The 14510-nt window shown below is 62.0% G+C and carries 12 protein-coding genes; 8 read left to right on the forward strand and 4 right to left on the reverse strand.

Features of this window, described 5'->3' with window-relative positions; genetic code table 11:
* Positions 1-118 precede the first annotated feature (118 nt).
* The 5 genes from BLU39_RS04635 to BLU39_RS04655 all read left to right on the forward strand — a co-directional run bounded on the left by BLU39_RS04635 (position 119) and on the right by BLU39_RS04655 (position 7060).
* Entirely contained in the window at positions 119-1108 is a 990-nt protein-coding gene (locus BLU39_RS04635; protein ID WP_034752084.1) for a malate dehydrogenase, read from the forward strand.
* 110 nt (positions 1109-1218) lie between these two features.
* Positions 1219-2217, forward strand: a complete 999-nt coding sequence (locus BLU39_RS04640; protein ID WP_092710374.1) for an HpcH/HpaI aldolase/citrate lyase family protein — start codon at positions 1219-1221, stop codon at positions 2215-2217.
* A gap of 13 nt (positions 2218-2230) precedes the next feature.
* Positions 2231-2785 (forward strand): hypothetical protein, encoded by a 555-nt coding sequence (locus BLU39_RS04645; RefSeq protein ID WP_092710377.1) that lies wholly within the window; start codon positions 2231-2233, stop codon positions 2783-2785.
* An 88-nt stretch (positions 2786-2873) separates the two neighbouring features.
* Positions 2874-5594, forward strand: coding sequence for an aconitate hydratase AcnA (gene acnA / locus BLU39_RS04650; protein ID WP_092710380.1), 2721 nt, complete (start codon positions 2874-2876; stop codon positions 5592-5594).
* A gap of 212 nt (positions 5595-5806) precedes the next feature.
* Positions 5807-7060: a DUF2863 family protein gene (locus tag BLU39_RS04655; protein ID WP_092710382.1), complete on the forward strand. Its 1254-nt coding sequence runs from the start codon at positions 5807-5809 to the stop codon at positions 7058-7060.
* A 168-nt stretch (positions 7061-7228) separates the two neighbouring features.
* Here the strand turns inward: BLU39_RS04655 and BLU39_RS04660 are convergent, their stop codons facing one another.
* Both BLU39_RS04660 and BLU39_RS04665 read right to left on the reverse strand, forming a co-directional pair.
* Positions 7229-7693, reverse strand: coding sequence for a CYTH domain-containing protein (locus tag BLU39_RS04660; RefSeq protein ID WP_092711278.1), 465 nt, complete (start codon positions 7691-7693; stop codon positions 7229-7231).
* Positions 7694-7705: 12 nt separating this feature from the next.
* On the reverse strand, positions 7706-8827 hold the full coding sequence (locus BLU39_RS04665; RefSeq protein WP_092710385.1) for a M14 family metallopeptidase: 1122 nt from the start codon (positions 8825-8827) through the stop codon (positions 7706-7708).
* Between the two features lie 301 nt (positions 8828-9128).
* On the opposite strand from BLU39_RS04665, the gene BLU39_RS04670 reads away from it, so the two are divergent.
* On the forward strand, positions 9129-9791 hold the full coding sequence (locus tag BLU39_RS04670) for a TetR/AcrR family transcriptional regulator (protein WP_092710387.1): 663 nt from the start codon (positions 9129-9131) through the stop codon (positions 9789-9791).
* Positions 9792-9878: 87 nt separating this feature from the next.
* Here the strand turns inward: BLU39_RS04670 and BLU39_RS04675 are convergent, their stop codons facing one another.
* The gene (locus tag BLU39_RS04675) at positions 9879-11375 is read right to left on the reverse strand and encodes a succinate CoA transferase (RefSeq protein WP_092710390.1); all 1497 of its coding nucleotides are present in this window, start codon (positions 11373-11375) and stop codon (positions 9879-9881) included.
* A 160-nt stretch (positions 11376-11535) separates the two neighbouring features.
* On the opposite strand from BLU39_RS04675, the gene BLU39_RS04680 reads away from it, so the two are divergent.
* Complete coding sequence (locus BLU39_RS04680) at positions 11536-12429, forward strand: LysR substrate-binding domain-containing protein (protein ID WP_092710393.1); 894 nt, start codon at positions 11536-11538, stop codon at positions 12427-12429.
* A 50-nt stretch (positions 12430-12479) separates the two neighbouring features.
* Here BLU39_RS04680 and fucP read toward each other — a convergent pair whose 3' ends face one another.
* On the reverse strand, positions 12480-13781 hold the full coding sequence (gene fucP, locus BLU39_RS04685; RefSeq protein ID WP_092711279.1) for an L-fucose:H+ symporter permease: 1302 nt from the start codon (positions 13779-13781) through the stop codon (positions 12480-12482).
* A gap of 435 nt (positions 13782-14216) precedes the next feature.
* Between fucP and BLU39_RS04690 the strand changes: the two genes are divergently transcribed.
* Positions 14217-14450: a DUF3563 family protein gene (locus BLU39_RS04690; RefSeq protein ID WP_080698581.1), complete on the forward strand. Its 234-nt coding sequence runs from the start codon at positions 14217-14219 to the stop codon at positions 14448-14450.
* Positions 14451-14510: the final 60 nt, after the last annotated feature.

The raw sequence follows: 14510 nt of genomic DNA on the forward strand, positions 1-14510 counted from the left end.
CGGCAGCGTACACCAGCAATTCGGTGGCGCGGGCCGGTTTTGGTATCATTACAGTTTTTCCGGATAAGCGTAAGCCCAGCTTCAAGCCCGTTTTCTTTCCCATTTTTGGAGATTCATCATGGCTAAAACCCCAATGCGTGTTGCAGTGACCGGCGCCGCCGGCCAGATCGGCTACGCCCTGTTGTTCCGCATCGCCAATGGCGACATGCTCGGCAAAGACCAGCCTGTCATCTTGCAACTGCTTGAAATCCCGGACGAAAAAGCCCAGAAGGCGCTCAAGGGCGTGATGATGGAAATCGACGACTGCGCGTTCCCGCTGCTGACGGAAATGACCGCCCACTCCGATCCGCTGACCGCATTCAAGGATGTCGACGTGGCCGTACTGGTTGGCGCGCGTCCGCGCGGCCCAGGCATGGAACGCAAGGACCTGCTGGAAGCGAACGCCCAGATCTTCACGGTGCAAGGCAAGGCGCTCGACGCCGTCGCTTCGCGCAACGTCAAAGTGCTGGTGGTCGGCAACCCTGCCAACACCAACGCCTACATCGCCATGAAATCGGCGCCATCGCTGCCAGCGAAGAACTTCACCGCCATGCTGCGCCTGGACCACAACCGCGCGCTGTCGCAAGTCGCTGCCAAGACCGGCACCGCCGTGAAAGACATCGAGAAGCTGACCGTCTGGGGCAACCACTCGCCAACGATGTACGCCGACTACCGCTTCGCCACCGTGAACGGCAAGGCCGTCAAGGACCTGATCAACGACCAGGAATGGAACGCCAACGTGTTCCTGCCTACCGTCGGCAAGCGCGGCGCGGCCATCATCGAAGCGCGCGGCCTGTCGTCGGCAGCGTCGGCAGCGAACGCCGCCATCGACCACATCCATGACTGGATGCTGGGCACGGCCGGCAAGTGGACCACCATGGGCGTTCCTTCGGATGGCTCGTACGGCATCCCTGAAGGCACCGTGTTCGGCTTCCCGGTCACCACCGACAACGGTGAGTACACCATCGTTCAAGGTCTGGAAATCGATGCATTCTCGCAAGAGCGCATCAACCTGACCCTGAAGGAACTGACCGAAGAGCGCGAAGGCGTGAAACACCTGCTGGCCTAAGTCCAGTTTTGGCGGCGCGGCAATGCGCCGCCCGCCAAGAAGGCCGCTCCGCGAGATTCGCGGCGCGGCTGTTTTCTCAAGTAGTCTTTACCTGCAGAAATGCCTTAAGCATGCACCCTTCCGAGGTTTTATTCCAAGGCAAACGCCAGCCGCTGTTGCTCGCCGCTTGCGACCACTACGCCGGCTCCGAAAAGCTGATGCGTAAATCGATTGCTTTGCAACAAGAGCTTGGCCCCCTGTTCGACATCACCTTCGACTGCGAAGACGGCGCCAGCGCCGGCAATGAAGAAGCCCACGCGCTGATGATCGCCGGCCTGCTGGCCAGCGACGAGAACCAGTTCAACCGCATCGGCGTGCGCGTGCACGACGTCGACAGCCCGTTTTTCGCGCGCGACGTGGAAATCATCTGCGGCGCCGCATCGCGCCTGGCCTACATCGCCGTGCCCAAGGTCGCCGGCGTGCAGGACGCCATGCTGGCCATCGACCTGATCAACCTGCACGCGCGCCGCGCCGGCCGCGACAACCTGCCCGTGCACATCCTGATCGAAACGCATGGCGCGCTGCGCGACGCCTACGCCATCGCCGCCCTGCCGCAGGTCGAATGCCTGTCCTTCGGCATCATGGATTTCGTTTCGGCCCATTACGGCGCCATTCCCGCCGCCGCCATGCGCACGCCGGGCCAGTTCACGCACCCGCTGGTGGTGCGCGCCAAGCTCGAAGTGGCGGCCGCCTGCCACGCGCACGGCAAGGTGGCGTCGCACAACGTGACGACGGACGTGCGCGATTCGGCCGTGGTGGCGAACGACGCCCAGCGCGCGACGGCCGAATTCGGCTACACGCGCATGTGGAGCATCCACCCGGACCAGATCAAGCCCATCATCAAGGCCTTCACGCCGCGCCTGTCCGAAGTCAACGAAGCGAGCAACATCCTCAATGAGGCGCTGCGCGCCAACTGGGGACCGATTGCGCAAAATGGCCGCTTGCACGACCGCGCCAGCTACCGATATTATTGGACCGTTTTGCAACGCGCCAAACTGGCGGGCCTTGGCCTGCCCGAGGCGGCCGCCGCATTACTCAACACCCCCTCTTCCAGCACCACTGAAAACTGACAGGAATTACACGATGTCCCTCTCCAAATTAGCCATTGCCTGCAGCGTCGCGCTGGGCGCCATGTCCCTCACGCTGGCGCCAGCCAGCTTCGCCGCCACGGCAGAGGCAAATCCCAAGGCCGTCAAGGCTGTCAAGGCCAAGCCAAAGGCCAAGACCGCCAAGGCCAAGGCAGCCGCCAAGGAAGCCCATCCGCTCGCCATGTCGGTCGCCGACAAGGAAGAATCCGATGAGCCGGACACCGCGGGCTCGGCTTCCACCGATTTCAATTGTGAACTTGGTAACAAAATTACCATCTACACCAATGCGACTGACGACAAACACATCGCCCTGCGCTGGAAGAAGCGCCTGCACCGCCTGAGCCGCGTCGGCACCACGACCGGCGCCAACCGCTTCGAGAACCGTCTGTACGGCCTCGTGTGGATCGGCATCCCGGCCAAAGGCATGCTGCTCGATTCCAAGCAGGGCCGCCAGCTGGCCAATGAATGCAAGGATGCGGAGCAAGCCAAGCCGGCGGCAGTGGTGGAAGCCGCGCCATCGCTGGGCGTGCTGCCGGCCGCCGGCGGCTGATGTGCGTAGCAAGGGCCTCTTCGGGGGCTCAGTCATGTTTTGTAATTTGAATAATCAATAAATAGACGATACCCAACAAGGAGAGGTCATGTCCCGCAACACTCTGAACACGCTCAAGGACTTTAATATTTCGGATAGCAAGAAGGGCAAGCTGTACTCCCTGCCTGCGCTGGAAAAAAGCCTGGGCATCAATGTCTCCCGCCTGCCAGTGTCGATTCGTATCGTGCTCGAATCGGTATTGCGCAACTGCGACGGCAAAAAAGTCACCGAAGAACACGTCAAGCAATTGGCGAGCTGGGGCCCGACCGCCGAGCGCACCGACGAGATCCCGTTCGTAGTGGCGCGCGTCGTGCTGCAGGACTTCACCGGCGTTCCATTGCTGGCCGACCTGGCAGCGATGCGCAACGTGGCCGCCAAGATGGGCATCAACGCCAAGAAGATCGAGCCTTTGGTGCCGGTCGACCTGGTGGTCGACCACTCGGTGACCATCGATCACTACCGCGAAAAGAAAGCGCTGGACCTGAACATGAAACTGGAATTCTCGCGTAACAACGAGCGTTACCAGTTCATGAAATGGGGCATGCAGGCATTCGACACCTTCGGCGTCGTGCCACCAGGCTTCGGCATCGTCCACCAGGTCAACCTGGAATACCTGGCACGCGGCGTGCACCACGCAGGCAAGAAAGCCGGCGACGTGTACTACCCTGACACCCTGGTCGGCACCGACTCGCACACCACCATGATCAACGGCATCGGCGTGGTCGGCTGGGGCGTGGGCGGCATCGAGGCGGAAGCGGGCATGCTGGGCCAACCGGTCTACTTCCTGACGCCGGACGTCATCGGCGTGAACCTGTCGGGCGCATTGCGCGAAGGCTGCACCGCCACCGATCTGGTACTGACCATCACCGAATTGCTGCGCAAGGAAAAAGTCGTCGGCAAGTTCGTCGAATTCTTCGGCGAAGGCACCGAGTCCCTGACCCTGACGGACCGCGCGACGATCGCCAACATGGCACCGGAATACGGCGCGACCATGGGCTTCTTCCCGGTCGACGAAGCGACCATCGACTACTTCAAGGGCACCGGCCGCAGCAAGGCAGAAATCGCCGCGTTCGAAGGCTACTTCAAGGCGCAAAACCTGTTCGGCGTGCCAAAAGCCGGCGACATCGACTACACCCGCGTGGTGGAACTGGACCTGGCATCGGTCGCTCCGTCGCTGGCCGGCCCGAAACGCCCGCAAGACCGTATCGAGATCGGCAACGTCAAGGCGAACTTCGCCGAGCTGTTCGCCAAGCCAACCACGGAAAACGGCTTCAACAAGAATCCGGCCGACCTGGCTGCCGTGTACGAAACGACGAACGGCGTGAAAGTGTCGAACGGCGACGTGCTGATCGCCGCGATCACCTCGTGCACCAACACCTCGAACCCGAGCGTGATGCTGGCTGCCGGCCTGCTGGCCAAGAAAGCCGTCGAAGCCGGCCTGAAAGTCGCTCCGCACATCAAGACCTCGCTGGCCCCTGGCTCGCGCGTCGTGACCGAGTACCTGACCGCTGCCGGCCTGCTGCCATACCTGGAAAAACTGGGCTTCGGCGTGACCGCCTACGGCTGCACCACCTGTATCGGCAACGCGGGCGACCTGACGCCCGAGCTGAACGCAGCCATTGCCACGCACGACATCGTCGCGTCGGCCGTGCTGTCGGGCAACCGCAACTTCGAAGCGCGTATTCACCCGAACATCCGCTCGAACTTCCTCGCTTCGCCACCGCTGGTCGTCGCTTACGCCATCGCCGGCAACATGACGCGCGACCTGATGACGGAACCGGTCGGCAAGGGCAAGGGCGGCAAGGACATCTACCTGGGCGACATCTGGCCGACCTCGGCTGAAGTGTCGGCCATGATGAAGTTCGCCATGAACGCCAAGGTGTTCAAGGACAACTACGCTGACGTCAAGGGCGCGCCAGGCAAGCTGTGGGAAAAAGTCACGACCGTGTCCGGTCAAGTCTACAACTGGCCGAAATCGACCTACATCGCGGAACCACCGTTCTTCGACAACTTCTCGATGACGCCAGCGGCAGTGGCCACCGGCATCGAAGGCGCACGCGCACTGGGCGTGTTCGGCGATTCCATCACCACCGACCACATCTCGCCGGCCGGCTCGATCCAGGAAAACGGTCCTGCAGGCAAATGGCTGAAGGAAAACGGCGTCCTGAAAGCGGACTTCAACTCCTACGGCTCGCGTCGCGGCAACCATGAAATCATGATGCGCGGCACGTTCGCCAACGTGCGCATCAAGAACCGCATGATCCCTGCCAAGGCAGACGGTTCGGCGGTCGAAGGCGGCATCACGATCCACCAGCCTTCCGGCGAACAGATGTCGATCTACGACGCGGCGATGAAATATGTTGCCGAAGGCACGCCAACCATGGTCTTCGGCGGCGAAGAGTACGGTACGGGCTCGTCGCGCGACTGGGCGGCAAAAGGTACGCAACTGCTGGGCGTGAAAGCCGTGATCACCCGTTCGTTCGAGCGCATCCACCGCTCGAACCTGGTGGGCATGGGCGTATTGCCGCTGCAATTCATCGGCGACGACAGCGTGCAAACCCTGGGCATCACCGGCAAGGAAACCTTCGACCTGAAAGGCCTCGAAGGCGAAATCAAGCCACAGCAACTGGCTACCCTGGTGATCCACCGCGCCGACGGCTCCAGCCAGGAAGTCAAAGTCCTGCTGCGCATCGATACGCCGATCGAAGTCGATTACTACAAGCATGGCGGCATCCTGCCATTCGTGCTGCGTCAACTGCTGGCCGAGTAATCGATCAGTTGTGATGCAAGATAAAGGCGCCGGTTTCGACCGGCGCTTTTTTTCGTCCCTGCATCCTGTTCCGACTTGAAATTTCGACTATTGGCATGATCTAAGGACAGCTTACGTATTGCGTGCGGCTGAATCCTCTACAATACGGTTATAAGGGTTTATCATTGTTTGACTGATCCATTTTTTTCACTTTCCGAGACTCTTATCCCGCTATGCGTCGTCCTTCCAAAGATTCATCCCATAAACTGACTGCCGACAGCCAGCGCCTGGTCACCTTTGCCCAGGCGATCGTACAGGCAGCCAGCCGTCTCGAAGAGCGGTCCTGGGAACACAGCCTGGATACGCAGCTCCAGAAATTACTCAAAACCGGCCACCAGGACACCATCGACAACACCCTGGGCAGCCTGTTCAAGGATGACTTGAACGCCTATGACGTGCTGATGGACTGCGTTGAAGCCGTCAGCGAATCGACCGTCATCACGCATGAAGACGTGCGCTACGACGCCCTGCTCGTCGCCGTGCCCATTCTCGCGTGGACGCGCTTTTCCATCGCCTCCGGCCCCATGGCCGGCGACGCGCACGGTGTGCTGTCGGCGCATTTCGCTGCCCACCTGCTGGCCGACGGCACGAAGATGGCCATGGCGCCAACGCTCTACTCGATCGACCAGTTGCCGCGCAGCCATGTCGAGACCTATGCCAAGACGCAGAAGCTGGCCCTGGCCGCGCTGAAAGGCACGGCCGTCAAGCCGTCAAGCAAAGAAGCGGAAACGGCGCCCTTCCTGGCCGACACGCGTTACCTGCTGGTGGCCGTGGTGGCCCCTGCCGGCGCGCCGCTGTTCCGCTGGCAGACGCCGGCCAGCCAGCTTGACTTCATCGCCGAACGCAGCGCCGCGCTGGAGCAATGGCGCACGCAGGCGACGCCGACGATTGCCCGCCTGCTGCCCGGCTGCGGCCTGGAATTGCTGCTGCCGGAAGCGTATTACGTGGCCTGCCGCGAAGCGGACAAGCTGATACGCCCCGTCTCCGTGCGCGCCGCCGTGCACTACCTGACGCATACCTTGGCCATCGAGCCGTCGGAACTGCGCGCCGTCATCGCCGGCTTCGGCGAGGAAGCGGCCGATGGCCAGGTGGACGAGTACCGCATCGCCTTTACCCTGCGCCAGGCGCCGGACGTCATCTACGGCATCGTCTGGCCTTTGTACGGCCAGGAAGACGAGGATGGCACGCCGATCGAAGGCCTGATCCAGGTCGGCATCGCCGCGCTGGACAAGCAAAAGACACCGGTCGATGAAATCATCGAGCACCTGAACGCCGCCGGCGTGACGCAGATCAAGCGCCATGCGGAACGTTTTGTCGGTGAATACTGCGACGATTGCGGCGCGCCCCTGTTTGCCGACCCGGTCGGCGAGCTGGCGCATGCGGAGATGCCGGAAGATACGCCGCAGGGCACGGAACACTTCCATTAATGCGGGCTTGTCGGATTACGCGCTGCGCGCTAATCCGACCTACGATGCTGTCATAGGCCGTAGGTCGGATTAGCCGGCACAGCGTAATCCGACAGCAGCGTTGGCGCACAAAAAAAAAGGCGGAACCGAGGTTCCGCCTTTTTCATTGCAACGTCATTTACAACGCCATCACCACTGCGAAAACGGATGGCGGATCAGATTCGCGTTGTAATAGCGCGCGTCGCCCGACACTTCCGCGCCTATCCAGTCCGGCTTGTCGAAGGGCTGGTCTTCCGAAGCCAGCTCGATCTCGGCCACCAGCAGGCCGGCATTGGCGCCGAGGAATTCGTCGACTTCCCATACCATGCCCGCGTGTTCGATGCGGTGGCGAACCTTTTCGATCAGCGGCTGTTCGCACAGGCCGTCGAGCAGTTCGGCCGCGTCGGCCAGCGGAATCGGATACTCCCACTCGCCGCGCGTGGCGCCCACGTTCGCGCCCTTGATGGTCAGCATCGCCTGTTCGCCCTCGATGCGCACGCGCACCACGCGCTCGCGCGCCGAGGACAAATAGCCCTGGCGCAGCAGCACCGCCTGCCCCAGGCCGCGCCAGGCATCGCCGGCCAGCAGAAATTTACGCTCGATCTCGACGCCCATGATCAACGCCGTTCAATCGAGCGACAGCAGGATAGGCTGCAGCATGGCCGCGCCCAGTGCCGCGCTGCGCGCGCCGTTCCAGCCCACGGCCGGATCCGGCAAGTCGGCGTTTTCCTTGAACGGCATTTCCAGGGTCAGCGCCAGGCAGCCGAAGTGGTGGCCAATGTATTTCGACGCCAGGGTCAGCATGTCGGACTTGTACTTGCTGGCCGCGTAGCCGAACTTGTCCTGGAAGTCGGGGCTGGCCTGCTTGTAGCGCTCGATGAAGGCCTTCTGGTGCGCCGCTTGCGCCGGCGTGAAGTTTTCCAGCATTTCATTGCCGGCCACAAAGTTGTACGGCAGCGCTTCATCGCCGTGGATGTCGAAGAACATGTCGACGCCCGTTTCGTGGATCTTGTTTTTCACGCACAGCACTTCCGGGCTCGATTCCAGCGATGGCGTCATCCATTCGCGGTTCAGGTTGGCGCCGGCCGCATTCGTGCGCAGGTTGCCGCGGATGGAGCCGTCCGGGTTCATGTTCGGCACGATGTGGAACACGGCGCGCTGCAGCAGTTTGCGCGCGATCGGGTTGGCGTCGTCGAGCAGCGAGTCGATCAGGCCTTCGACGAACCATTCGGCCATCGATTCGCCCGGATGCTGGCGCGCGATGACCCAGATTTTCTTTTCCGCCTGCGGATTGCCGATGGTGACCATGTTCATGTCGCGGCCGTCAACCGTGCTGCCCAGGTCGGACACGCGCGCCAGCGGATGCTCGGCCACTTCGCCCAGCAGGCGCAGATGACGTTCCCACGAGTACGGCTCGAAGTAGGCGTAATACACGCTGTCGAGTTCAGGCGTGTGCGAGATCGTCATGACCTGGCCATCGAACGCCGTCGGCACGCGGAACCAGTTTTCGCTGTCGTAGCTGGCCACGGCCTGGTAGTCTTCATAGCCGGCCGGATAGGTGGCCTGGCCCGCGTTCAGGAAGCGCATCGTGCATGCCTGGCCGCGCGCGCCCTGCAGGCGGAAGTGGAACCACTGGTGGATGTCGGCGTGGCTATCCTTGCGCAAGTTCAGGTCGATGGCGCCGGCGCTGGTGGCGCTCACCACGTCGATGGCGCCCGAGTCGAAGTTCTGGCTGATTTTAATGGTCATGTAATGATCCCGTCCTAGGTAAGTGTTCCGGCGCGGCCTCGTGGGCCACCGCCGTCGCGCTAAAAAACGCAGTGTAAGCTATCCCGCTATTTTCCGCCCTTTGACTCCGATCGCAAAGCCTGACCCGGCGATTTATGCACCATTCCGGGGCATCGATGGAAAAGTGCCGGGCAAAAGCGCGAAAAATCGGTCCGCTGTCGCATCTACCGGACAAAAAACTGAATTGTAACAATGTCAGAAACATTGGCGGCCCATCATCCCCCTATAATTCCTGCTTTCATAGAGTCGCCAGGAAAGAGTCGTGGACAAGAAGCTGACCAATATTCAAGAAAGAAAGTTACGCGAGGCACAAGCGCGGCGCGAGCACATCATCGACGTCGTCAAAGATCTCATCAAGAAGGGCGGCGCGCGCGCCGTCTCCATCCGCAAAGTGGCCGAGGCGGCCGGCTTTTCCACCACCGTCGTGTACGCCCTGTTCCGCGACAAGGCCACCCTGATCGCCCAGGCCATGGACAAGGATTTGCTGGAACTGGTGCGCGCCATGCGCACGGCCTGCGACACCAGCACTGACCCATGGGAACGCATCAGCCTGGTCGGCCGCGCCTACATCGAGTACGGCTTCCAGCATCCCGACGAATACTCGCTGATCTTCATGGAGCTGCGTCCGCACGCGGAAGTCGACGCCGTCGAAGTGGAACACGGCAATATCGAGCAAGACCCGTATGCCTACGCGCTGCACCTGTTCGGCGAGCTGGCGCAGGCGGGCCAGGTACGCCAGGATGAACCGGCGCTGCACACGATGACGCAAATCTTCTGGCAATCGCTGCACGGCCTCGTGTCGCTGCGCATCGTCATGGATGCGGGCGACCCATGGACGCCGCATCCGGAAATGAACGCGCACATCGACGACTTGCTCGCCGTCGTCACGGCAGGCATCCGCCTGCGCTTTGCACCGGCGGTCTGACCCTTAATCTGGCGCAACATGCGCCAGGCGAAAAAAAGGCAGGCGCGGTGCCGCAGCGCCCTGCCCTGTCCTTGCGCTGACGAGGATTTACTGCGCGGCCAGCATGCTCTGCGTTTCCTGATAGCGCACATGCCAGGCCAGCGCCTCTTGCAGGATGTGCGGCGTGTGGCCGCCGCGCTGGCATGCCGCGTCGTAATAGGCACGCAGCTGCGCGCGGTAATCGGGGTGCGTGCAGCGCTCGATGATCAACGGCGCCCGTTCGCGCGGCGCCAGGCCGCGCAAGTCCGCAAAACCCCACTCCGTCACCAGCACGTCGACGTCATGCTCCGTGTGGTCCACGTGCGAGACCATCGGCACGACGCTGGAAATGCGTCCGCCCTTGGCCGCCGATTTCGACACGAACATCGACACTTGCCCATTGCGCGCAAAGTCGCCCGAGCCGCCGATGCCGTTCATCATGTGCGTGCCGCACACGTGCGTGGAATTGACGTTGCCGTAGATATCGAACTCGAGCGCCGTGTTCAGGGCGATGATGCCCAGGCGGCGCACGATCTCGGGGTGGTTGCTGATCTCTTGCGGGCGCAGCACGATCTTCGAGCGGTAATGGTCGATATTGTCCATCAGCTTTTGATGCACGGCGGCCGACAAGGTGATCGACGAGGCCGAGGCAAACGCCAGCTGGCCCGAATCGAGCAGCTCGATGGCGCTGTCCTGCAGCACTTCCGAATACATGGTCATGTTCTGGAAAGGCGAACCGATCAGGCCATGCAGCACGGCATTGGCGATGGTGCCGATGCCCGCTTGCAGCGGCAGCAATTCCGGCCCCATGCGCCCGGCCGCCACTTCGCCTTCCAGGAAGGCGATCACGTGGCCGGCGATCGCCTGCGTTTCCGCGTCGGGCGGCAAGGCGTTCGACGGGCTGTCGGGGCTGTCCGTGATGACGATGGCGGCGATGCGGGCCGGGTCGATGGCGATGGCCGTGCTGCCCAGGCGCTGGTCGACGCGCGTGAGGGGAATCGGTTCGCGCCCCGGCAAGGTGTGTGGTATATAAATGTCGTGCAAGCCTTCCAGCGCCAGCGGCGTGGACAGGTTGATTTCGATGATCACTTGCGTGGCTTGCTGGGCAAAGGCGGCGGAATTGCCCACCGACATGGTCGGAATGATGGCGCCGGCCGCCGTGATGGCTGTTGCTTCGATGACGGCGATATCGACGGCGGCCAGGTTGCCCGAACGCAGCTGCTCGGCCGTCTCCGACAGATGCTGGTCGATGAACATGACCTCGCCGTTGTTGATCTTGCCGCGCAGCACAGGGTCGACCTGGAACGGCATGCGGCGCGCCAGCACGCCCGCCTCGGCCATCAAGCCATCGCTGCCATTGCCCAGCGAAGCGCCCGTGATCAGGGTCAGGCTTAATGGATCTTGCAGGGCGCGCTCGGCCAGCGCGCGCGGCAGGGCCTTGGCGTCGCCGGCACGGGTAAAACCGCTCATGCCGACACGCATGCCGTTATGGAACAATTTGGCTGCCTCATCGGCGCTCATGATTTTGCCGAGCAAGCCTGGGTGGCGGATACGGTCTTCGTACATCGGATGCTCCTGATCTTCTTCATATTCTCAAACTGGATGGCTGTCATACACCAGCCCCATAAGTGGAATCAGTATAAAATCGCGGTCACATGCATGGCATGAATTAATTTCGCCACATCCAGTCGATATTTTCATGGCTTGCCAACGCCGAGCACCTACCTTGGATATCCGTTCCCTGCGCTATTTCGTCGAAACCGTGCGCCTGTCGAGCTTTACGCAGGCGGCCGAATCGCTGCACCTGACCCAGTCGACCATCAGCAAGATGGTGCGCCAGCTGGAAGATGAAGTGGGCGCGCAGCTGCTGGTACGCGACGGGCGCAAGCTGACGCTGACGGACACGGGCCGCATCGTCTACCAGCACGGCCAGGAAATGCTGGCGAACATGCGCCAGCTGACACTGGAAGTGCGCGACACGCAGGCCTTGCAGCGCGGCAGCCTGACGGTCGGCATCCCGCCCATGATCAATGTGCTGTTCACACCTGTATTAAAGGCCTTCCGCGCGCGCCACCCGAACATCAGCCTGACCCTGCAGGAAGATACGGGCCAGCAGATCGAACGCCAGGTGGCGGCCGGCGAGCTGGAAATCGGCATGACGGTGCTGCCGGCCGATCCGGAACTCGATCTGGTGGCCGTGGAAGTGGCCAACTACCCGATCTGGGCCCTGGCCGAGCCGGGCACGTTCCAGAAAAACCGCACGACCCTGCCCTTCAAGGCGCTGGCCGAACTGCCGCTGGTGTTATTGAAGGATGACTTCGCCCTGACGCGCGGCCTGCGCCAGCATTTCGCGCAAGCGGGCTTCGCGCCGACGATCGCGGCGCAGAGCGGGCAGTGGGACTGGCTGGTGGCGATGGCGTCGGCGGGCCTGGGCGTGGCCCTGCTGCCCGAGCCCTTCATCCACCGCCTGGCCGGCGAACCGCTGGAAGCGGTGCGCATCGTCGAGCCTGAGGTGGCGTGGCAGGTGGCGCATGTCTGGAGCGGGCGCTATCTGTCGCATGCGGCGCGCGCCTGGCTCGAGGTATGCCAGGACGTGCTGGGCACGCCGTTCGCCCCCTGACGAAAAAAGGGTGGCCGAAGCCACCCTTTTGCCTGATCACGCCACCTTGCTTACTTGGCGCTGTCGTTGTACATGCTGGCGTACTTCCAGCCGAAGTACAAAATGAAGGTGTAGCACAGGGCCGGCACGAGGAAGGACAGTTGCAGGTTGATGTGATCGGCCAGGAAGCCCTGGATGAACGGCACGATGGCGCCGCCGACGATGGCCATGCACAGGATGCCCGAACCTTGTCCCGTTTGCGCGCCCAGCTTGTTCAGGGCCATGCTGAAGATGGTCGGGAACATGATGGAGTTGAACAGGCCGACGGCGATCAAGGCCCACATCGCCGTGTGACCGCTGGAGAACACGGCGACGAGGATCAGCGCGATGACGACGGCGGCGTTGAAGGCCAGGGTCTTGCCCGGGCTGACATAGCGCATCACGGCAAAGCCGACGAAGCGGCCCAGCATGGCGCCACCCCAGTAATAGCTGACGAAATAGGCTGCATCGGCATGGCTGAGGCCAGCGATATGGCTCTCGCCCAGGAAGTTGATCAGGAAGCTGCCGATGCTGACTTCACCGCCCACGTACAAAAAGATGGCCAGCGCGCCCAGCACCAGGTGGCGGTGCGACCAGATCGAGACTTTATTGCCATCGTGCGCCAGGGCGGCGGCATCGTCGGCATGCGAAATCTTCGGCAGTTTTGCCAGCGCAAACAGCACGGCCAGGATCACCAGGGTGGCGGCCAGCACCAGGTACGGGCCTTGCACGGAGGCCGCTTCCTTGGCGCGGTAAGCCAGTTGCTCGGCCGCCGGCAGCAAGTCGAACTGCTGCACCGTCAGCACGGTGCCCGACAAGATCAGCATGCCGCCCAGCGCAGGCGCCACCGTGGTGCCCAGCGCGTTGAACGCTTGCGTCAGGGTCAAACGGCTCGATGCCGTCTGCGGGTCACCCAGTTCCGTCACGTACGGGTTGGCCGCCACCTGCAGCACGGTGATGCCGGCCGCCAGGATGAAGAAGGACAACAGGAACAGCGCATAGCTGCCGGTCGACGCCGGGTAGAACATGGCGCAGCCGGCGGCCGCGATCAGCAGGCCGGCGACGACGCCGCGCTGGTAGCCGATCTTCTTGATCAGCATGCCGGCCGGCAGCGACACGATGGCGTAGGCGCCAAAGAAACAGAACTGCACCAGCATCGCCTGCACATACGTCAGGGTGTAGATCGAGCGCAGATGGGGAATCAGCACATCATTGAGCGATGTCAGCAGTCCCCACATGAAAAACAGCACCGTGACAATGATCAGGGCGCCCGTATTGTTTTGCGTGCCGGCCTGTGCGGACGGTACGCCCTGGCCTTGCTTTACGTATTCCATACCTTCTCCATTTTTCAATTCCAAGTTGATCTTGCCAGGCATGGAAGCGTTTCCACCCGGCAGCACCAGGACGCGCAAGCGCCACGCAGATATCAGCGTGGGCCATGACTGCCATCAGCAAAACAGGGGCAGGCATGGCGCTACTTGCACGCGGCAGGCGCACGGCCGACCGTTTCTCGCCAAAATGATGTCTTGTGGGCGCGGCACGCCTGCGGGCTGCGTCTGAAAACAACATTCAGGACAAAACAGTCTTGTAGTAAAACTACGATACTGCGCCCGCATTATGCCTTAAAGCCCCGTATTGCGCAGCTTTCGCAGCTGTTATTCTAAAAATGAATAGCCGACATTTGAAATCAAAAGTAGCCTTATAACTTGGAATCGCTATACTTATATTGCAGTGCAGCACAACGCGGCACGCCACATAAGGAGTCTGCCATGTCTACCGCATTTACTTACCACACCACGCAAAACAGCAATATCGTCGCCACCCTGGTCCACGCCGCCAAACGTGTTGGCGCCTGGCTGAACCAAAGCAGCGACCGCCGCGAACGCGCTTACGAAGAAGCGTACCTGGCCGAATCGACCGACCGTTACGACCTGGAATACCGCATGCGCGAACTGGCCCGTGCCAACCCGCAGCCAAGCTGGATGAGCGGTCTGAGCCGTTAATATTGCCGCAGTCCCCAGTCGCTCACCGGCTGTTGCAACATCGATAGCGCCATCCTGCTC

Origin of the sequence: Janthinobacterium sp. OK676 (assembly GCF_900103595.1) — a bacterium.
GTDB lineage: Bacteria > Pseudomonadota > Gammaproteobacteria > Burkholderiales > Burkholderiaceae_D > Janthinobacterium.

Excerpts from the sequence above, each read along its gene's own strand:
- BLU39_RS04635 (WP_034752084.1), top strand. The coding sequence starts at position 119 with ATGGCTAAAACCCCAATGCGTGTTGCAGTGACCGGCGCCGCCGGCCAG.
- BLU39_RS04640 (WP_092710374.1), top strand. The coding sequence starts at position 1,219 with ATGCACCCTTCCGAGGTTTTATTCCAAGGCAAACGCCAGCCGCTGTTG.
- BLU39_RS04645 (WP_092710377.1), top strand. The coding sequence starts at position 2,231 with ATGTCCCTCTCCAAATTAGCCATTGCCTGCAGCGTCGCGCTGGGCGCC.
- acnA (WP_092710380.1), top strand. The coding sequence starts at position 2,874 with ATGTCCCGCAACACTCTGAACACGCTCAAGGACTTTAATATTTCGGAT.
- BLU39_RS04655 (WP_092710382.1), top strand. The coding sequence starts at position 5,807 with ATGCGTCGTCCTTCCAAAGATTCATCCCATAAACTGACTGCCGACAGC.
- BLU39_RS04660 (WP_092711278.1), bottom strand. The coding sequence starts at position 7,693 with ATGGGCGTCGAGATCGAGCGTAAATTTCTGCTGGCCGGCGATGCCTGG.
- BLU39_RS04665 (WP_092710385.1), bottom strand. The coding sequence starts at position 8,827 with ATGACCATTAAAATCAGCCAGAACTTCGACTCGGGCGCCATCGACGTG.
- BLU39_RS04675 (WP_092710390.1), bottom strand. The coding sequence starts at position 11,375 with ATGTACGAAGACCGTATCCGCCACCCAGGCTTGCTCGGCAAAATCATG.
- fucP (WP_092711279.1), bottom strand. The coding sequence starts at position 13,781 with ATGGAATACGTAAAGCAAGGCCAGGGCGTACCGTCCGCACAGGCCGGC.
- BLU39_RS04690 (WP_080698581.1), top strand. The coding sequence starts at position 14,217 with ATGTCTACCGCATTTACTTACCACACCACGCAAAACAGCAATATCGTC.